At 53.5% G+C, this 20,526-nt stretch carries 16 protein-coding genes; 7 read left to right on the forward strand and 9 right to left on the reverse strand.

The features are described from left to right. Positions 1–183: 183 nt before the first annotated feature. From P8N76_03000 to ilvN, 4 genes are read right to left on the reverse strand one after another with little or no spacing between them, the layout of a single operon-like run. Positions 184–717 carry a hypothetical protein gene (locus P8N76_03000; GenBank protein MDG2380616.1) on the reverse strand — a complete coding sequence of 178 codons (534 nt, stop codon included), beginning with the start codon at positions 715–717 and terminating at the stop codon, positions 184–186. Positions 718–771: 54 nt separating this feature from the next. Next, on the reverse strand, positions 772–1,086 hold the full coding sequence (locus tag P8N76_03005) for a hypothetical protein (GenBank protein ID MDG2380617.1): 315 nt from the start codon (positions 1,084–1,086) through the stop codon (positions 772–774). A gap of 21 nt (positions 1,087–1,107) precedes the next feature. After that, positions 1,108–2,115: a ketol-acid reductoisomerase gene (ilvC, locus tag P8N76_03010; protein MDG2380618.1), complete on the reverse strand. Its 1,008-nt coding sequence runs from the start codon at positions 2,113–2,115 to the stop codon at positions 1,108–1,110. Positions 2,116–2,170: 55 nt separating this feature from the next. Then, a complete protein-coding gene (gene ilvN / locus P8N76_03015; GenBank protein MDG2380619.1) occupies positions 2,171–2,725 on the reverse strand; it encodes an acetolactate synthase small subunit in 555 nt (184 codons plus the stop codon). Between the two features lie 358 nt (positions 2,726–3,083). Between ilvN and P8N76_03020 the strand changes: the two genes are divergently transcribed. After that, the gene (locus P8N76_03020) at positions 3,084–3,929 is read left to right on the forward strand and encodes a segregation/condensation protein A (protein ID MDG2380620.1); all 846 of its coding nucleotides are present in this window, start codon (positions 3,084–3,086) and stop codon (positions 3,927–3,929) included. A gap of 61 nt (positions 3,930–3,990) precedes the next feature. Here P8N76_03020 and P8N76_03025 read toward each other — a convergent pair whose 3' ends face one another. Then, the gene (locus P8N76_03025) at positions 3,991–5,487 is read right to left on the reverse strand and encodes a rhamnulokinase (GenBank protein MDG2380621.1); all 1,497 of its coding nucleotides are present in this window, start codon (positions 5,485–5,487) and stop codon (positions 3,991–3,993) included. On the opposite strand from P8N76_03025, the gene P8N76_03030 reads away from it, so the two are divergent. From P8N76_03030 to P8N76_03045, 4 genes are all read left to right on the forward strand, one after another. After that, a complete protein-coding gene (locus P8N76_03030) occupies positions 5,486–5,851 on the forward strand; it encodes a hypothetical protein (GenBank protein ID MDG2380622.1) in 366 nt (121 codons plus the stop codon). The genes P8N76_03025 and P8N76_03030 overlap by 2 nt on opposite strands. A gap of 63 nt (positions 5,852–5,914) precedes the next feature. Beyond that, complete coding sequence (locus tag P8N76_03035) at positions 5,915–6,655, forward strand: phosphoadenylyl-sulfate reductase (GenBank protein MDG2380623.1); 741 nt, start codon at positions 5,915–5,917, stop codon at positions 6,653–6,655. Positions 6,656–6,671: 16 nt separating this feature from the next. Further along, entirely contained in the window at positions 6,672–7,100 is a 429-nt protein-coding gene (locus tag P8N76_03040; protein ID MDG2380624.1) for an Rrf2 family transcriptional regulator, read from the forward strand. Between the two features lie 173 nt (positions 7,101–7,273). Then, positions 7,274–8,506, forward strand: coding sequence for a hypothetical protein (locus tag P8N76_03045; protein ID MDG2380625.1), 1,233 nt, complete (start codon positions 7,274–7,276; stop codon positions 8,504–8,506). 142 nt (positions 8,507–8,648) lie between these two features. Here the strand turns inward: P8N76_03045 and ilvB are convergent, their stop codons facing one another. The 4 genes from ilvB to P8N76_03065 all read right to left on the reverse strand — a co-directional run bounded on the left by ilvB (position 8,649) and on the right by P8N76_03065 (position 16,049). Next, entirely contained in the window at positions 8,649–10,415 is a 1,767-nt protein-coding gene (ilvB, locus tag P8N76_03050; GenBank protein ID MDG2380626.1) for a biosynthetic-type acetolactate synthase large subunit, read from the reverse strand. 1,326 nt (positions 10,416–11,741) lie between these two features. Beyond that, complete coding sequence (locus tag P8N76_03055; protein MDG2380627.1) at positions 11,742–13,013, reverse strand: PEP-CTERM sorting domain-containing protein; 1,272 nt, start codon at positions 13,011–13,013, stop codon at positions 11,742–11,744. A gap of 762 nt (positions 13,014–13,775) precedes the next feature. Beyond that, a complete protein-coding gene (locus P8N76_03060) occupies positions 13,776–14,339 on the reverse strand; it encodes a hypothetical protein (protein MDG2380628.1) in 564 nt (187 codons plus the stop codon). A gap of 588 nt (positions 14,340–14,927) precedes the next feature. Beyond that, positions 14,928–16,049: an L-threonylcarbamoyladenylate synthase gene (locus tag P8N76_03065; protein MDG2380629.1), complete on the reverse strand. Its 1,122-nt coding sequence runs from the start codon at positions 16,047–16,049 to the stop codon at positions 14,928–14,930. Between the two features lie 326 nt (positions 16,050–16,375). On the opposite strand from P8N76_03065, the gene P8N76_03070 reads away from it, so the two are divergent. Together P8N76_03070 and P8N76_03075 are read left to right on the forward strand one after the other, a co-directional pair. Further along, positions 16,376–17,326, forward strand: a complete 951-nt coding sequence (locus P8N76_03070; protein MDG2380630.1) for an NHL repeat-containing protein — start codon at positions 16,376–16,378, stop codon at positions 17,324–17,326. Between the two features lie 15 nt (positions 17,327–17,341). Then, the gene (locus tag P8N76_03075; GenBank protein MDG2380631.1) at positions 17,342–20,407 is read left to right on the forward strand and encodes a VWA domain-containing protein; all 3,066 of its coding nucleotides are present in this window, start codon (positions 17,342–17,344) and stop codon (positions 20,405–20,407) included. Positions 20,408–20,526 lie beyond the last annotated feature (119 nt).

The following is a 20,526-nucleotide window of genomic DNA, read 5'->3' on the forward strand; positions in this document are numbered from 1 at the left end:
CGCCAAGTTACTGCGGCAATTCACCGTCTGCACATCACCGCTTCAGAACAGCAACCAAACGCCCACCCAAGAGCTCTTTTCACGGCCAAATTGCCGAAATCAAGCACGGAACTTATTGAGAAAATCTGCACGCGAATCACGAGGGCTGCAACGATTCAGTGACTTAAGACACCAAGTGTCAACCTACCGCGCCAGATAATGATTGACCTGCCATACGAAGAGCACGACCGACAGCAGCAGTAGCAGCATGGAAGCGAGCCCCAACATTTTTCCCCGCCGCGGCTTAGGATCACTCAATCCAATCAGCGCCAGGATCGCCGAACTTCCAAAGAAAACGACGCAACTCCATCCCAACAGCTTGGTCCAACGCTCACCCTGCCCCCCTTGCCAAACCGCGTGGGCCACCGCCCACATCACATACGAGGCCAGGGTCCCGCCCAAGCTCAGAATACTGGCCCAACTCGGTCCCGGATTGGAAACGGACGCATTGCCCGATTTGGAACGGAGCACGAGAACAACCACCCAAGTGCCGAGGAACAGCGCAGAACATGCCAAGACGATCGCGCTGCGACGTGCATCAAACAGTCCAACATCGGTCCATTGACCCGTTGCGCCGATCGCGAGGTAAATACCCCAGGCAGCGAGCGCAATGATCAGTCCGACGATTATGCGTCGCGGAGACTTCTCATCAGAATTGGGCTGGCCAGTTGCCGTCATAGAGCACAGATCGCCTGCAATCGACCCGCTCTCTTACGAGGGCGGATCTAAAAATCACTCATTCGATGTGCCAAGTTGGCGGTCAGCGGTTGGGCTAGATGCAAGCTTTCTCAAGACTGAGAATTCATCCAACGTGACGGTGGTCGTTTCACCGCCCGCCAATTGCAGAACAATGATGTCGCTAAACACCTTGTCGTCATTGTTACGGCGGTGGTGCAAACCGTGCCGTCGCCGCTCGGTTGCGACGACGGTGCCCGAAGTGACCGTCTCCCATTTCCGGAAGCCGACTTTGACCTCGTGCTGCAGTTCGACTTGATCGCCGGGCTGCAACTGTTCAAAAACATTCAACGTGTTTGGGGAACCCGTCATAGTCAACAACCGCGAATGAGTTTAAGACACTTCCTTTGCATCAATCCAAGTCATCAGACGGCGTAAATCTCGACCCACGGTCTCCAACTCAAGCGTTCGATCCCGGCGACGCACGGCCTTGAACGAAGCAGCACCCGCCTTGTTTTCCAGGATCCAGTCACGTGCGAACTTGCCTGTCTGAATTTCGTTGAGGATCTTTTTCATCTCGGCCCGGGTTTCTTCCGTCACGATGCGAGGACCCCGTGTGTAGTCACCGTACTCGGCAGTATTTGAGACACTATAGCGCATGTAGCTGAGTCCGCCTTGATAAAAAAGGTCGACAATCAGTTTCAATTCATGCAAGCACTCAAAATAAGCCATTTCAGGCTGATAACCGGCTTCGACCAGGGTTTCGAATCCAGCCTTTACGAGTTCGCTCACGCCACCACAAAGGACCACTTGCTCACCGAACAGATCCGTTTCGGTTTCTTCGGCGATAGTCGTTTCGATCACGCCCGCACGGGTTCCACCGATACCTTTCGCATAGGCGAGGCCAATTTGTCGCGTTTCATCACTCGCACCATCGCCGAGTGCGATCAAACAGGGCACCCCCCCGCCTTTTTCAAACTCGGATCGAACCAGATGGCCAGGACCTTTCGGAGCGACGAGCAGGGCGTCGACCCCCTTGGGAGGCACAATCTGCTCGAAATGAATGTTGAAGCCGTGTGAACACATCAGCACATTGCCGGGCTCCAAGTTGGCCTCGATTTGATCCTTGAAAACATCTCCCTGAACTTCATCAGGCAGCAGGACGTTGATAATGTCAGCTTGCTTGGATGCTTCAGCCGCCGACATCGGTTCAAAGCCATGACTGACAGCCAAGTCATAGTTCGGACCACCCGGACGCTGACCGATGATCACGGTGCAGCCGCTGTCACGCAGGTTTTGCGCTTGTGCGTGCCCTTGGGATCCGTATCCCAGAATGGCAATCGTCTTCCCTTTAAGGCGCGCCAAATCGGCGTCTTTTTCGTAATAAATTTTGGCCGGCATACGTGTTTTCCTCGCGGAATCTGATGGGTCAGAAGAAACAAAACGCCCGAGCAGCTCACTTCTGCTTGACGAACTTACGGACCGAGCTGTCCTGTAGCTGCGGGCCGGCATTTGTGTCGGTATGTCGCGGTGAAGCACTGCGAACCATAGCGATCCGTCCCGTGCGAACGAGTTCCGTGATTCCGTACGGTCGCATCCGATCGATGAAAGCTTCGATCTTCGTCTCGCGACCCGAAATCTCGATCGTCACTTCATCCGGTCCGACATCGACAATTCGTCCGCGAAAAATCTGAGTGAGCTCGCGGATCTCGCTCCGCTTACCACCGGGCAGGGCCTTGACCTTCAACAACATCAGATCACGTTCAACGTAGTCCTGCGCACTCACATCAACCACTTTGACCACGGTGACGATTTTCTCGAGTTGCTTGCGAATCTGCTCGAGCACTCGATCATCACCCACAACCACAAAGGTCATGCGTGATAGCTGAGAATCTTCGGTCTCACCAACGGCGAGTGAATCGATGTTGTAGCCGCGCGACGCTAGCATGCCCGAGATGTGTGCTAACACACCGGGAACATTTTGGACGACAGCCGAAAGGACATGACGCATCGGATCTAAAGGCCCCTTAACAATTTACGGCAAACGAGCATGATAATCGGCCAACCCCAGCTCCACAAGCCGTCAAGCATGCAGTCTCGACAGCAGCAGCCCTGGCCGGATAGTCCTCTTCGTCGATAGAATGAAAGGGTCAGCCCTTTTAAGTTCGTGGATTTAAGTTCACCCCCGTTTTAGGTCGAACATGAACAAGGTAACTCCCTCAGTTTCGAGCTCACCAACGTCGCCCGTTGCTGCGAAGCGCTCGGCTCGCGAGGTTGCCCAGGAAAGACAAGCCCGCATTCGTTCTTCACTTCGTGACTCCTCGGCTATCCTTCCGACGCTTCGTCCCTCGGACCCGCAGGCTGAATCCATGCCGTTTCGTGTCGACCTAGACATTTTCCGCGGTCCCGTTGACCTCCTGCTCTACCTGGTGCGCAAACACGAGGTCGACATCCAGAATATCCCCGTCGCCAAAATAACTGAACAATATCTTGATCATCTAGCGGTGCTAGAACAGCTTGATATCAACGCTGTTGGCGATTTTCTAGAAATGGCCAGCTTGCTCGTCGAGATCAAATCAAAACTCGTGCTTCCCGCCAGTGACGACGACGAGGAAGAAGAATTGGCGCTGGATGACCCGCGAGAAGAATTGGTCACGCAATTGCTCCAATACAAACAGTACAAAGATGCCGCTAGCATCTTGGAAGAGCGTGGACGGAATTGGTCGAATTGTTTCACTCGACTTGCCAATGACCTGCCGCCTCGCGACATTAATCCAGCCGAGCAGCCGATTCACGAAGTTGAACTTTGGGATCTTGTCAGCGCACTGGGCCGAGTGATCAAAGCCAATGAAGTCGCACAGCCCAAAAACATCGTCTACGACGATACCCCCATCCATATCTACATGGAGACGATTCACCAAAAACTCTGTGATGATGGGCAAGTGGCCTTTACCGACATGTTCCAAGTTGGCATGCACAAGTCGGCATTGATCGGTGTGTTCCTAGCCGTCTTAGAGTTGGTGCGTCATCACCAAGTTCACGCAGAGCAAGACGGGTTGCATGGTGAGATCTACCTGTTGTCTGGCGAAGCATTTGGTGAGCGAATCGACTTGTCGAATGTCGATCAGTACGAGGGCTCCGAGGCCGATGATCCGAATCGCGAAGAGGCCGATCCGGGTAGCGAAGAGGCCGAATCGACAAGTAAACCTCGTTGATCCCGCCAACGTGGCACTAATCCCGCCAACGTGGCACGGGCTTGGTTCCAGCAAGCTCGCTTCATTCGTCCAAAAGTGTCACGAATCGTTGGTAAGCATTGTCCCATTCGGCAGCGTTTTGCGGTTCGTACTGAGCGATAGGGAAGCTCTGAGAAATGACCTGTCGTGCTTGACTGATCGATTCGATGTCACCTGCCGCGATGGCTTGCACCATCACATTGCCAATTGCCGTCGCTTCCACGGGACCGGCCAAAACCAAGCGATTGCAGGCGTTGGCAGTCATTTGGCAAAGCTGCTGATTTTGCGTCCCTCCACCCACAATGTGAATCTTTTGGATCGCCCCTTTTGTCAGCTGTTCGAGTCGACCGAGCACCGAACGGTAGCAGAGGGCCAGACTTTCCAACGCACAACGAACAATGGCCCCTTCATCTTGGGGCACCGGCTGACCCCTGCGAGCACACGCTTCTTGAATCGTGACAGGCATGTCATCGGGTGCCGAAAAAACCGCATCGTCCGGGTTAATCAGACCTTGTAACGGTTGCGCCTCTTCGGCCATCTGAGTCAGCTGATTCCAATCGAATTTCCGTCCAGCACGCGCCCAGACTCGTTGACATTCCTGAACCAACCAGAGGCCGGTGATATTCTTGAGAAGTCGAATCGTTCCACCAACGCCACCCTCATTGGTGAAATTCAGTTCACGGCAGGTTTCACTGATGACCGGATCGGCGACTTCAACACCCATCAGAGACCAAGTGCCACTGCTGATGTAGCACCAATCTGGCTGGTTGGAAACCTCTCCCTTCGCCGGCACCGCCATTACGGCACTCGCCGTGTCATGGGTGCCCGGAACAATTACCGAAGCTGATTTCAAACCCGTAGCGTTGGCAATTTCAGGACGCAAAGCTCCCAGGTTGGTTCCCGGATGAATGATCGATTGCAGCATCGAGTCGGGCAAGTCAAAACGAGACAAGAGATCTCGAGACCAATCCTGGGAACTGGGATTGAGAAACTGAGTGGTAGTGGCATCCGTGAATTCGTTCGCCTTTTCACCCGTTAATAACCAATGAAAGAAGTCCGGAATCATCAAGAGCGATTCAGCAGCATCGAGCAGGGAAGACTGAGCTCGACGCATGGCCAACAATTGAAAAAGTGTGTTGATTTCCATGAATTGCAAACCGGTCGCGGCAAAAATCTCCTCGCGACTGACCGTTCGAAAAGCGTGGTCAAGAATGCCAGCCGTTTCCGGATCACGATAGTGATAGGGATTTCCCAACAATTCGTCGTTTCGACCGAGCAACGTGAAGTCAACGCCCCAGGTATCGACACCCACACTCACGATGTCATCACCAAACCGCTGCGACGCTGCAAGCATTGCCGCTTGGACGTCGGACCAAAGTCGCAATACGTCCCAGTACAGCCGCTTGTTGGATTGGACCGGGCCATTGGAAAATCGATGGATTTCCTCGAGCGAGAGCCGCTGACCGTTGAATTGCCCCGCGACACCCCGACCGCTGGAAGCGCCCAAATCGATCGCCAAATAGGTTCTCGAACTGCTCATGAATTTCCTTTTCGATAGCTTGTCGAAAGTTGAATTCGCAACCCACACGACTGGAGAATATCGCCCAAATCGTGACGGAAATCGTGACCCGGACATCCCCGAACGTCAAGTAGCAGTCCTGTTTGAGAGCCAACGCCTTGCAGAAGCGGAGCCGCTCAGCACTGTTGCCCCGCACCCCAGACAGACACAAGCAACCTTCCTGGATGCTGCGGCCGATCCGCCAATCGATCGCGATCTGTCGATGCGTTTCTCGGCAACAGCGACCCACCTGAGCCAGATCGAGGCCGATCAACAGCTTGCCCAATCACTTCCGAATGTAGTAACTAGTCAAGTTTTTCCCCCTCAGATCCGATACTTGACTTAGTTGATCAACATTCATATGATTGGACGCGTTGCACTGGACCCGATTAATAATCGACACGATCAGATGATGACCTCCACACCGACTCGCTCGAATGGCCCTCCTACTGCTGCGCAGCTAGCTGAGTTGGAGCAACAATCCAACGAATTCGAAACGGCTTCACCCGCAGAAATCATCGCCTGGACCACCAAACGTTTCGGCGCCGAATTGACGATGGGCACCGCGTTTGGGCCGGAGGGCATGGTCATCATCCATCTATTGGCGGAAGTCGCTCCCCAGATTCACATCTTCAATTTGGACACGGGTTATCAATTTGCGGAGACACTACAGTTGCGAGATTTGGTCGCCGAACGATATGGAATCGAAGTGGAAATGCTGCAACCGGAAATGACGGTTAAAGAGTACGAACGGCACCACGGCGGCCCTCTCTACAAGACAAATCCAAATCAATGCTGTTTTGATCGCAAGATCAGTCTGCTGAATCGGGCCACCGAAGGGAAAGCTGCGTGGATCAGCGCCATCCGGAGAGATCAAAGTGCAGATCGGGCGCGGACTCCGATCGTTGGTTGGGACAAGAAATTCAACCTCATCAAAGTGAATCCACTGGCAAATACCACGAAGTCCGACATCTGGAAACTGATCACGGACAACGACATCCCCTACAATCCGCTTCATGACAAGGGCTTCACGAGCATTGGCTGCCAACCCTGCACCCGAGCCGTAATTTTTGGCGAAGACGAGCGTGCCGGGCGTTGGAGTGGAACCGCAAAGACAGAGTGCGGGTTACATTCTCTCGAAGACGACTAGCATTCGAATCCTGATTATGCACGTGTCTGCCAAGACTGAGTATGCTTGTATTGCGATGCTGGAACTGGCCGCCAGTTTTACCGCTGGCGAACCCGTCCAGGTCCGTCGCATCGCCAAGTCACACGGCATTCCCTCGCGCTTTCTTGTTCAGATTCTTTTGCAATTAAAAAATGCGGGACTCGTATCCAGTACACGAGGTGCCGCTGGCGGTTATCGTCTTGCTCGGAATCCGTCCGACATCAGCATGCTGGATGTCATGGAGGCGATCGAAGGTGGAGACACAAGCTTGACCAGCAACACGTCGACCCCCTCGGCAGCAGCCAAAACCCTGATTGAAACTTGGTCCATTGCAGCGGATCGCCAGCGAGAAGTCTTGCGGGCTACGAATTTTGCCGAACTGGCCGAACGGGCCAGTGGTGAAACACAAGACATGTACTACATCTGAAACGTCGATCGCTCCGACGAACTCTTGCGGCACCCAGTCAAATAAAATTCTCCTTTTTCCAGGCGGCAATTTCAACAAACTGGTCGCAATAATAAGGTTGACGTGGTAGGCTGCGGCGCTGCATTGGCTCTGAAACCTAGCGCGCATTACTTATTTCTGAGGGGTTCCTATTGATGGCCAGACGACTGCAAGATTTTTTCGGACTCACGAATACGCGTCGGCTAGCAAGCGTTCAGAAAGGCCGCAAAGTTGCCTTTGAGTCTCTCGAACTACGCCGGGTCCTAGCCTCCTCAGTCGGAGAAATTGCTCATCTTACGGGAGATAGCAATCTCGATGGCGCCTTCGACCAAAGTGATTTGGTTGCAGTTTTTCAAAACGGCAAATACGAAACTGGGCAAGTCGCAAGTTGGAGTGAAGGCGACTGGAATGGCGACCAGCGGTTTGATTCCGCAGACTTGGTACTCGCCATGAACTCGGGCGGCTACGGCACCGTTATGCCGACCCGTTTCGATGCCGACGATGGAGACGCGGATCAGGATGATGAACCGGGCGAGCGACTCGGATGGGCAGAACGCATCGCCCAATGGAGAGAGGATCGACTAGCTGACGATGGGGAAGATGAAGGCGATGAAGGCGAGCGGCTCGGATGGGCAGAACGCATCGCCCAATGGAGAGAGGATCGACTGGCTGACGATGGGGAAGATGAGGGCGAAGAAGGGGAGCGGCTCGGATGGGCAGAACGCATCGCCCAATGGAGAGAGGATCGACTAGCTGGCGATGGGGAAGATGAAGGCGAAGAAGGCGAGCGACTTGGATGGGCAGAACGCATCGCCCAATGGAGAGAGAATCGACTAGCTGACGATGGGGAAGATGAAGGCGAAGAAGGCGATGAGGGCGAAGAAGGCGAGCGGCTTGGATGGGCAGAACGCATCGCCCAATGGAGAGAGAATCGACTAGCTGACGATGGGGAAGATGAAGGCGAGCGACTTGGATGGGCAGAACGCATCACCCAATGGAAAGAGAATCGACTAGCTGACGATGAGGAAGAAAAAGGCGACGAAGGCGATGAGGGCGAGCGGCTCGGATGGGCCGAACGCATTGCAGAATGGAAAGAGAATCGCAAACCTGATCAGCAACAACGAATCGATTCCATCCGCGAGAAGCTTGCAGACGGTTCGATCACAGGCCTTGATGAAGCCGGCCTAGCTGCCGTCAATGCGGCCTTGGAAAGTGGCGATGCTCGTGCCGCCATGAAAATCATTCGACAGGCACACGTCGACAAAATCATGCAGGAACAGGCAAACCGCCGCGAACAGCAAGAAGAAGGTGACCTAGCACAAGGGTTCCCAATGCAAGCGGTAAATGATTTCGTGAAAGGCCTTCGCGAACGGGCTGCCCGAGGCTAGAACCTGCATCGAATCGCCGCGGCGAGTTAAGCGAAAATAACTCGCCCGGCCATCTTCTTATCTTTCGATCGCTGGCCCATATGTGGATCTGCGCTCGATAGTATCTGCGCAGAAAAGCGATTCAAACTTGGCTCTCAGCTCATCATTCTTTGATGATGTCGTTGACGGTCATTCCAGACGGGATCATCGGCAACACTTGCGACTGATAGGGCACCTGTACGTCCAAAACGAAGGGACCGTCATAGTGAATCATTTCCTCGAGAGCGGCCTGCAAATCGGATTTCTCGGCGACTGTTGCAGCTCCGCAACCGTAACCCTTGGCGATCTGAACGAAGTCGGGATATCGGTCTTCGACAAACCCACCCGATCCTTGCCCCGTCGCTTCCGGATGATGGATCGGGCCCAAATAAGTATGTGCTCGGTTACCATCCATGAATCGGTCCTCCCATTGGACGACCATCCCGAGATGCTGGTTATTGAGCAGGAGCACTTTGACAGGTAGGTTTTCACAGTAGCAGGTAGCCAATTCTTGAATGTTCATCTGGAAACTGCCATCGCCGTCGATGTCAATCACCAAGGCATCTGGATGAGCGGCCTGGACCCCCATGGCCGCGGGCAAACCAAAGCCCATGGTTCCCAACCCAGAACTGGAATGCCAACGTCGAGGACGATTGAACTTGTAGAATTGGGCCGCCCACATTTGATGCTGCCCGACCCCCACTGTGATATAGGTGTCTAGATCACCCGTCAGATCCGAAAGCATGTCGATGGCATGCTGCTGCAGGATTCCATCAGAATTCTTGTCGTAGGTGAGCGGATCCGCTTGCTTCCATTGCTGGCACTGCCGCACCCAGGCGGAAATATCTTCGGGTGGCTCAACGATCTGGTTCAATTCGGTCAACACCTGCTTCACGTCCGCGACGATTGGCAGATGAGCTTCCTTATTTTTGTTGATTTCAGAAGCGTCGACGTCGACATGAATGATTTTGGCGTGTTCGGCGAACGCTTCTAACTTACCGGTCACGCGATCATCAAACCGAACGCCGAGCGCAATCAATAGATCCGCCTCGGAAACGGCCACGTTAGAATAAACGGTACCGTGCATCCCCAGCATGCCCAAGAAACGATCGTCCGTCGCGGGCAGCGCCCCCAGTCCCATCACCGTCAACGTTGTGGGGATGCCCGTTTTCTCGACTAGTTCTCGTAACTCATTACTCGCATCGGCCGATATTACGCCTCCCCCGGCATAGATGACCGGTCGTTTCGCCAATTTGATCGCTGCCGCCATTTGCTTGATCTGCTCGGGGCGTGCGCTTCGTTGCAGCACACGATAGCCAGGCAGATTCATTTCAGCATCCCAGTCAGGATCACATTGAGTAGTCTGAACATCCTTGGGAATATCGACCAACACAGGACCTGGACGTCCAGTTGTGGCGACGTGAAAAGCTTCCTTCATCACGCGTGGTAAATCATTGACGTCGGTGACCAAATAGTGGTGTTTCGTAATGCCGCGACAGACTTCGACCAGCGGCGTTTCTTGAAAAGCATCTTTCCCGATCACATGCGTGGGAACCTGCCCAGTGATAGCGACCATTGGGATGCTGTCCAGTTTTGCGTCGGCGATCGCGGTGACAAGATTGGTTGCTCCTGGACCACTGGTTGCCATCACCACACCCACGCGTCCAGTCGAGCGAGCGAAACCTTGTGCAGCAAATGCACCACCCTGTTCATGTCGAGGCAGGATTGTTCGCAGCCGATCCGCATATCGCGTCAGTGCCTGGTGCAGGGGCATACTTGCACCTCCAGGATAGGCGAACAGGGTATCAACGCCATTGTCGACGAGCGATTTCACAAGGATGTCGGCGCCGGTCAAAACTTGAGCGTTGGTTGACTTTCCAGTGGTGGCCACAGACGATTTCTCCCCAGGATTTGCAAAAATAGATCGACCAGCGACGGTGAGGCGCTCGGCAAGGCCAATTTCACGCCCTTATCGGGCAAAAACCGACCGTGGAGACCCTAGCACCATCCATTTGGAAGCATAGCCTCTGCTACAAGGTTCTGTCAAAGCTGTCAGCCACGGAACCCGGCTCACAGCGAGGATTAGCCCATTTGCAGACGAACAGCCTACCTAGCCGTCCTGATGAGACATCGGTCGACTTGATAAGGTTCACTCGATCGACATTATTCCCTCTGACTCACCCAAGCTGGAAAGGTGACGCGCGCCTTTCGACCGGATCCATACCGACGCGCACGTTGATTTTCGGCAACCCGCGTCCACTCGCACACGCCCGATTCCACGGTCGCCTCCCGTGCCCCACCTCCCTTTCGACCGCCACGCCACTCGTTACGAGATTTTATATCGGCTACTGCTGCTGAGCGCTGAGCAGCTTGTTAAGCAATCCTAACTGTAGGACTGCCAACGCTTCCGCGTGCCTTGTTTCAAAATGAATACAACTTCTTGGTGAGCAGAACGATGGTAATCAGCGTCCGGCAACGATAATCGGATCTTTTTCGCTTCACTTAAACTTCCCACCCGATGACATTTTGCGCTACAAACCTTTGCAAGCTGCCTCGCCATCATCAAGATTCCCAGAGCATGAAACAGTTGCTTTTCTGGTCGTTCTTCGACCTTCTGAACAGTCCATGACTCCTCACGCGACCGCCAATGATGTGGTCACCGGTTGGAACCAGATCGCCTCTGAGCTATTTCTAGCGGACACAAAAACAGAATCCGGGCATGGCTCCTTATTCGATGGCGATGATCAACTTGGCCATCTACGATGCTCTCAACAACATTTCCTCGCAATATCAGCCGTGCTATGCGCATCGGGCGGTGACCCCAAACACGTCGTAGGAAGCTGCTGCGATTCAATCGACCTTTCGTGTGCTGACTTCCATTTACCCCAGTCAACAATCACTGCTTGATGTGAAACGGGTTGCTTCGTTGGATTTTATGCCCAGCGGTGAAGCAAAGACCAATGGCATCTCATACGGAGATTTGGTTGGCAAATCAATCGTCAGTTTGCGTATCTCTGACGGATTTGACGAGATGGTGGCTTATTCACCTCACGACGGAATTGGGCAGCCATGTAGCCAACCAAATCACCGCGCACCACTTTCAGCCCATTCCAGAACCGTCCACTCAATTGACGATCCTGTTAGGAATACTCGGCCTCGTCCGTAACCGGCAAACTGCCTCGGCGAATACTCGCTGGTCTCGAATTTAGTGGAGCAATCATCGACGCCAGACGGTGATGACTAGGCAAGCAAGCATCAGTAGTCCGATCGAGGAAGGCTCTGGTATTGCCGCTGCCGGCCGCTTCCCCTGCTCAAAGCCGCCGCCTTGAAAAGCCGTTACAAAGTCACTGCTATCGAATTCACCATCGCCGTTCCAGTCCCCGGTAGACCACCCAGAATTATCGGCGATTTGATCCTCATATTCGCCCGCTTGAAAGACTCCAACAAAATCGGTGCTGTTGAATTCCAGGTCCAGATTCGCATCGCCAAAATAGCTATTCTTCAAGCTCTCGATCCAGACAATCCGATCCAATTGATCAACCAATTGATCATCATTCAGATCGAAGGGGAGCTGGTTTGAATTGGCGCGTACTTCGTCGGTGAGCAGATTCATATCGGTCGCCGTCAACGCTCCATCGTTGTCAAAATCGCCCCGGATGGTCGACTGCAGGTTTTCTAACCTCACTAATTCCAATTCGTCCACATCTAGCACTCGGTCGTAGATCCGCACGTCATCTTGAAACCCAACCGCCGAGAAATCGTTGCCGGGCGCCGCATCCGTGTAACCGATAGCCACCACCGCCTCGCCCTCGGTACTCTCCACTTGGCCCGCAAACACGGATTGCTCAAAGCCCAGTTGCTCAACGATTGAATCTTCATCGCCAACATAGAAGAAAAGGTTATCTTCGTCGGCCGATCCATCGTAGCTAACGGCTAAAAAGGTCCAGGCGTTGTCCGCAGACAGATCCTCAGAGGACTGTGCAAAACCAAAACCTTCTTCACCACCAATGAATAAACCCAGTTTGAAATTGTCGATTGAGCGATCACCTTCGTTCGGGTTATTCAAATTCCAGGAAATGCCATCGTAGTTTGCGTTTGCAGCCTGCTTGGCCAACAAACGTACATTTCCACTCCCACCATTTTCAGCATTCAAATCCTCGAGATACAACCAAGTTGTCAGGGTGAATTGAGTCAGAGTATCAACTTTTTCTGGCTCACCTCCGTTCACCCAACTTTCAAAACCCTCCGCGCTCAGATCAAGTGCAAAAGCGGAGAAACTACCAGGTGTGTTGGTCGTTCGCGCGGCCGTTGATTGCAGCACGCCATCTGCAGATATTCCTGTTCCAGAATCCAAGGCCGGCCCGTTCTCTTCATCAAAATCCCAACGCAAGACCGGACCCTGAGCTTGCAAGGGCGTAAGATTAGTAATCGCCAGTAACAGCCCGACAGCCACCAAAGGAAAAACTCTTGTTGCGTGCACATTCTTCATTGCTTGATCTCCCCGCATCAGGATCGACAGGCATCCACGACGAAAACTTGCCCCATCAGACAAACTTCTTTTCGCTCAACGTCGTCAAACTACCCCTCCCCCAAAGCCACAACACCCCCAAAAATCGAGGAAGCGATCAAAAACAGCAAAAAAGGTGAACGAGGAGCAAGGGAGCAAGCCCCTTCGTCGGCTCAACCGGCTGACAGCCAAGGCTCCCCAACGCCACCCGTGATTCCGTAGATGGCACTCCCTCCGTGAGCACAAACCGATCGGCGCATCCAAACTGCCTGCAAAATCAAAGATGCGGGCCGAACCAGATCGGTTCGAAGATTCCACCTTCGACAACCTCGCTAACTGTTGTGTTGTTACTCGGGCGTCCTCACCAGGGGCTAGATTGCGATTGAAAATCTCTCAACGAATCACATCCGGCCCACTTCCCTTGGGGTGGATGAAATCGCCCTCATCAACCCGGACAAGCTGGTTTTGAGAACTTCCATCCGCAGGAGACGCAGACTCGGTCAGAAACGCAGAAACGCAGAAACGCAGTGCATTCACGTTGCCTCGATTAGCGGGCAACATTCCCTGCTGGGTTGTAGAAGCAACTTGCCCTGACGGCGCTGTGAAACAAGAAGCTTGGTCGCCGAACCATCGAAGGCAAGATTTGAACACTGCCAAGCCAGTATCGCTGTGACAAGATCGATCTCAACAGCGATGGCGGAGAAACGCAGTAAAATGCAAACGCTCACAATACGCCCGACCTAACTACAGAGGCCGGCGAGGCATTCTTCTTGGAAAGGGAGTCGGTTCGGAGGAAGGCAACGGCACCTCTGTCTCCGCATGCCATTCGGCTCGCTCTTCCGCTGTCGCATAATAACGAAGCCAAATATCAGTGTCGGTGGCCACATCAAGACACTGCCAGTGTAGGAACGTATGACTTCGCTCAATTTTCTTTTCGAGTGAAGGGAGAATATCTCGTAAAATCAGACGGAACAAATCCCGATCCGAAAGATGATCGGTGTAATCCAAAGCAATCCTCTTTTGGTAAAGCTTTTCAATCACCTGCCAAAGCACTTGGTGAAGTTGATCATCTTTCAACGACTCGGGCGACGGCAACTGAAGCTCTGGCTGAAACCACCGACAAATTGGCACAACGGGAGCAAGCTCCCATTCCAACATGGATTGGAGATATTCATTTTCCAACCTGGTAGTCATGAGCCGCGTGTTCACCACCTCGACAGATTCATCGAGAAACGGCTCGAGCTCATCCCGGAGACGGGCGTTCAACAGCAATTGATCAACTTCTTCTTGTAGATCGCGTTGGGACACGTTCCAAACCTCTCTAAGTCACCACTCAAACCGGAGTCACTACGGAAAATTTCTTTGGTTCAACACAACATTGAGCGTCTCGCTCGTTTGCCTCATGATCTCACTCTAACAAGAATCAACAGCGCATCAAGATCGTGTTAAGCATGGAACTGAAGCTGTTTTGGACTACTTGCCCCTGCGCTAGATACGACTCGCATAACCCGAACTTCAACTGTAGGAGAATGGCAAATCTTGCAGATTAAGCTGTCCATTCCGCGATATCGGGAAAACGTCAACTCGGCTTGAAACAAGAATTCATTGTCGATCGCCGACCAGGCGACAGTGCATTCTCATTAGCACCCACAATCGGCGCCCCTCGGCGGAAAAAATCGCCGCTTTGCCCGCGCAAATCCAACCGCCTCACAACAAACGACCAGTCAAACTTTAACGATTCTTTCGACAAACCGGCCAAAACACCTTGCTCAAACCGATTGCTTTCCGCCCAGATCAAACGGCTGACTGCCAGATCGATCAAAATCAACCACAAATCGGCCTTAAAACCCAATCTGGCCCAATCCGACTCGCTCACAAGCCCGATCGATCGATGGCTTAGCCGTTTGGCAAATCGATCTCTTCAAGACGGTGCTTGATCGCTGCTTCAATTTGGTCAGCACATCTTTTGTAGAGTTCCCGAGGACCGCCGATTGGATCCGCCACGTCCTCATTTTCACCACCTAAAACGGAAGTCCGGGAGGCTGAACTTGGCCAATGGCCGACAATCGCATGACGATGTGCCTGCGTCATCGTCAAAATGATGTCCGCTTGCTGCACCAAACGATCGCTGAGAGGCTGACTGACGTGGCCAGAAAGATCTAGCCCTCGGTCACCAACAACCTGAACAGCCTCGGGCGTGGGGCTTCCACCAGCCATCGCAGCGATTCCGGCCGACATGACCATCACGCCACGATCTTCGAGCTGATCAAGGCTGCAACCCAGCTTTTCAGCTATCAGCTTGCGGCAGAGGATTTCTGCCATCGGACTACGACAAGTATTTCCTGTGCAAACAAACAGTATCAACATGCTCGCTAGCCGCTCCAGAGTTGCTTCAGTGACGACTCCCGCGCGCAGCACCTTCAATTCGGTGCCATCCACACGGACCACAGACGATGGTTGTGCAAACTGGCAACGGCCGTCATCCAGGATGAGTCCGATCCGATCACCAAGAGAGGAATCCACCACATCTTTGCCAGTTACGGCATCCGGTTCCCCCGAACGATTAGCGCTGGAAAGCACCAATGGTCCTGACATCAACCTCAAGACATCAAGAATCAAGCGATGGGCCGGTACCCGTAAACCAATCGTCCCCTCAGGTGCGATGACCTGCTGCACTTCGGCCGGCAATTGGTGCAATAGGCTGTCTGGATGATCCACAGATAGAACCAGAGTCACCGGCCCGGGCCAACATCGCCGGGCCAGCCGCTGCCCCAACCTATTCATTCCAGGCACATAGTCGAAGGCGTCATCCGCACTCTTTACCGCCAAGGCCAACGGATGCCCGGTTTGTCGCCCCTTGAGGTCGATCAACCGCTGCACGGCCGTCTCATTCAAAGCGCTGGCAGCCAATCCATAGACCGTTTCCGTTGGGAAAGCGACAACTTTACCCTCTGCCAACGCCTGAACAGCTCGATGCACCACATCTCTGGCATCCTCTGCCGAGCGAATATCAATCACTGCTGGCGCCATAAAATTCGCGTCTGCCAAAGGGTCATCGAGGGACAAAAGCCTTGGGCGACGCGATGAATTGCGACGCCATCCGGTCAAGGAAAGATCGCTAAAAACATTGCGACACTCCCTAATCCAGTAATCTAACTGGGCTTGCGCACCAGGGTCAAGTAGATCCGCCCGCCGCAATCGTCGTCGTTCTGCATTGGTTCCACTTATTTCAGACCCGGGAAAGAACTAAAATAAGTGGATTGGGACTCTCGGAGCTGAATTGACACAAGTATTAGCGGGGACCTTCATTGAACCCATCGTCGTCGCCTTCCAAGCATCGTCTTGTGATCGTATCGCTGGTTATCATCCTGGGCGGCTTCGGAAGCCTGCTGCCCTTGATCGGTCTAGCGCGAAGCGGATCATTCGGTTCCAATGGAGAAGCCCAATGCGAATCAACCTGGGGCTCGCATGGGGTCACCCAGGGCCGTTTTTTGAAACCGCGGGCGATGGCGATTGACGATCGAGACCGGTTATACGTCGTCGATACGTCAGCTCGCATTCAGGTTTTTGATCGCGATGGCAACTATCTTCGACACTGGAGAACCCCCGAATTCTACAACGGCAAGCCGACAGGCCTCTCCTTCAATCGGGAAGGTCTGCTGATGGTCGCCGATACGCACTATTTCCGCGTTCTCTTCTACCGGCCGGATGGAACACTGGTCGAGGAGCGAACCCTCGGCGGCGAATTTGGAAATGCGCCGGGTACGTTCGGGCTGGTAACCGACGTTGTGGAGGATTCAAACGGGAATTTGTATGTGGCCGAGTATGGGGAATATGACCGAATTCAAAAATTCGACGCTGAGGGCAACTTTCTGTTTCAATGGGGCGGTCATGGTTCGGAAGCCGGACAATTCATTCGCCCCCAAAACATGGCCGTTGATGAAAATGACCACATTTGGGTCGTGGATGCCTGTAACGATCGGATCCAGGTCTTTGACGCAACCGGTGATTCCGCTCAACTGATCCGCATCTGGGGCACGCAGGGCAAAGAAGTCGGTCAGTTGCGATACCCTTACGATCTCGTTTTGGATGGACGAGGACACATTTACATCTGCGAGTTTGGGAACCATCGCGTTCAAAAATTCACGCTCGACGGACGACCGGTGGCCGTTTGGGGTCAGCAAGGTCGAGGCGAAGGGCAACTCTTCAATCCTTGGGCAATCGTTCAAGACGCCCGAGATCGCATTCACATCCTTGATACGTACAACCATCGGGCTCACCGCATCCGTCTTTGACGCAAAAGATTCGCCATGTTTTCGATAACCGACATGTTCGATCAGCCGGGCTACCTGCTGCTGCTTCTATTGCTGCCACTAATCTGGGTGTTCAGTTATCACAGTTTGAGCGGCCTGGGGCCCATTCGCCGATGGATCGCAATCGGATTGCGATCGTTTGTATTTTCACTGATTGTGTTGGCACTCGCCGAAATGCAATTTTTGCGAGTCAATGACGGCATGACGGTCATCTATTTATTGGACCAATCGGCCAGTATTCCCCCAACACAGCGAAATGCGATGGTGGAATATGTGAAAGAGGCAGTTCGCGAGCAACGTGACGACTCGCAAAATGATCGTGCGGCGTTGATCGTCTTTGGTCGAAATGCCAACATCGAAGTACCTCCGCTGCAGGCTGATTTGCCAATTCTTGGCCAGCTAGAAAGTATCTTTGACCTTCGAACGGATGCCACCAACTTGGCATCGGCGATGAAGTTGGCCCAAGCAACTTTCCCAGAGGACTCGTCGCGGCGCATCGTGGTCGTCACCGACGGCAACGAAAACGTAGGTGACGCACAGGCGATGGCCCAATTATTGGCCCAAGACGGCGTCGGAATCGACGTCGTTCCAATCAGCCTGGGTGATCGACCCGAAGTTTTCGTAGAACGAGTTACCTTACCGACAGACATTCGAAAGGGCCAACCCTTTCAAGCGCGGGTAGTGGTCAACAACGTTTTTCAACCGACAGAAAATGATGCGGGTGAAGTGGCAGGCACCATGAAGCTGACTCGCCGGATGGGGCAGCGTGTTGAAACTTTAAGTGAGCAGCCCGTTGTGCTGCAGCCCGGCAAGAATGTCTACCGGTTCGACAATGAGATTGCGCAACCTGACTTCTACGAATACGAAGCGATCTTCGTCCCCGACGACCCTCAAAACGACGTGATGACGGAAAACAATCGCGCGACGGCATTCACCCACGTATTGGGACAGGGCCACGTGCTTTTGATTGAAGATTGGGAGCATCCCGGAGAGTTCGATTTCCTGGTCGATCGCCTGCGTAACGCGAACATTCAGGTCACAGTGATTGGCAGCAATGAATTGTTCACCAGCTTGGCCGAATTACAACGTTACGATTCCGTCATCCTCGCCAATGTACCTCGCAGCAGCGGCAATGAAATCAATATCACGAACTTTAGTGATGACCAAATCGAAATGTTAGTTCGAAATACCCACGACATGGGCTGTGGATTGATCATGCTTGGCGGACCCAATAGCTTCGGTGCGGGTGGTTGGTCAAACACGGAAATCGAAAAAGCGATGCCCGTTGATTTCCAAATACAAAACGCCAAAGTTGTGCCCGTTGGTGCGCTGGCAATGGTGATGCACGCTTCCGAGATGGCTCAGGGCAATTACTGGCAGAAAAAAATCGGGGAAGAAGCGCTGAAATCGCTCGGACCGCAAGACTTTTGCGGCGTAGTTCACTGGAACGGAAATGAAGAATGGCTGTGGGGCCACCCGCAAGGACTCATCAAAGTAGGTCCCAATAGGCGTCGTATGATCGCTCGCCTGAGTCGCATGACCCCCGGCGACATGCCCGATTTCGATCCCTCGCTAAAAATGGCAGCAGCTGCCTTCGGCAACTGCAAACAGGCGGCCATTAAACACATGATCGTAATCAGCGACGGCGACCCTGCACCGGCCAGCCGAGCGGTTTTGAACACGTTCAAGAAACTCGAGGTGAAAGTCACAACCGTCGCCGTCGGCACGCACGGTCCGGCCGGTCACCAGGAACTAAAACGCATCGCAACGACGACGGGCGGCAAATACTACGTGGTCCGTAATCCCCAGGCACTGCCTCGTATCTATCAACGCGAAGCGCGTCGTGTGGCTCGACCGCTCGTGAAAGAAAAGGTGGTGCAACCACGCATCAAACAAGACCATGAAATCCTCCAAGGGATCGACTCGCCACCGCCGTCCATTTCAGGATTCGTGTTGACCCGGCTGAAAGACAATAACCTGGTCGAAGTATCTCTCATCTCACCTGATCCCGTTCAAGAAAAGAACGCCACAATCTTGGCCAGTTGGACCTATGGGCTGGGACGCACCGCCGTGCTCACCACCGATGCGGGGAAACGTTGGGCTAACAACTGGACCGGCTGGGAGGGCTATGACCAACTGTTTAGTCAGTTGGTTCGCTGGTCGATGCGACCAACGGGCGATGCTGGGAACTTCACGGTCGCCACCAATGCGAAGGATGGCAAAGTACGAGTCATCGTGACAGCTTTGAACAAGAAGGATGAACTGCTCAATTTTCTCAATATGTCAGCATCTGTGGTTGACCCCGACATGAATTCGAAATCCATCGTCATTCGCCAAGAGGCGCCGGGGCGCTACGTGGGTGAATTCGAAGGCAATCAAGCAGGCAGCTATTTCCTCACCGTAACGCCCGGCGCTGGCAGAACGCCGATTCGAACGGGGATCAATGTGCCATATTCCTCCGAATTTCGCGACCGCGAAACCAACATGGCCTTGCTAGAACAGTTGGCAAATATGGTGCCCAGCGGCGGCAAAAAAGGACAACTTATTGACGGCAATGCCGACGGCGCCGACGCGCTGAATCGGTCGGATGCCAACAGTTTCCGGAGGGACTTGGCCAAGCAAATCAGCAGTTCGGACATTTGGCCGCTGCTCGTCTTGTTGTCGTCCTGTGTCTTCCTGGCTGACATCTTCGTCCGGCGCGTAAACGTGGGCGTTGACTGGCTGGAACCCATTTGGTCGAAAGGGAAAGATTGGTTGCTCAGACGCGAATCGGCTCCCGTCGCTGATGAACGAATGGCAAGGTTGCGAACCACAAAACAGGCAATCGACAGTCAGATCGACGAAAAGCGGGCAGGAATACGTTTCGAAGCCGACCCCGACAACGAGATCGATCCGGCTATCCTTACCGACGACACCAAAGTGGCAACCGACGGCAAGTCCGCCGAGCGAAACCGTCAATCGTCACTGACGCCCGAAGAGGCCGAAAAAGAGAGTTACACTTCCCGCCTGTTAAAGGCGAAACGACGTGCGTTGAAAGGTCGCGGTGACGATCAGAAAAAGTAGGTAGAATGTCGAAGCATCGTTTTGCCACCAAGGTTCGGCTGGCGATCGATCGCAGCAAGCGGCTCGAGCAGTCCTCCGTCGAAAGGCGTTGATTCACAACAGCCAAATGACCAATTGAT

The organism is Pirellulaceae bacterium, from assembly GCA_029243025.1.
Taxonomy (GTDB): Bacteria; Planctomycetota; Planctomycetia; order Pirellulales; family Pirellulaceae.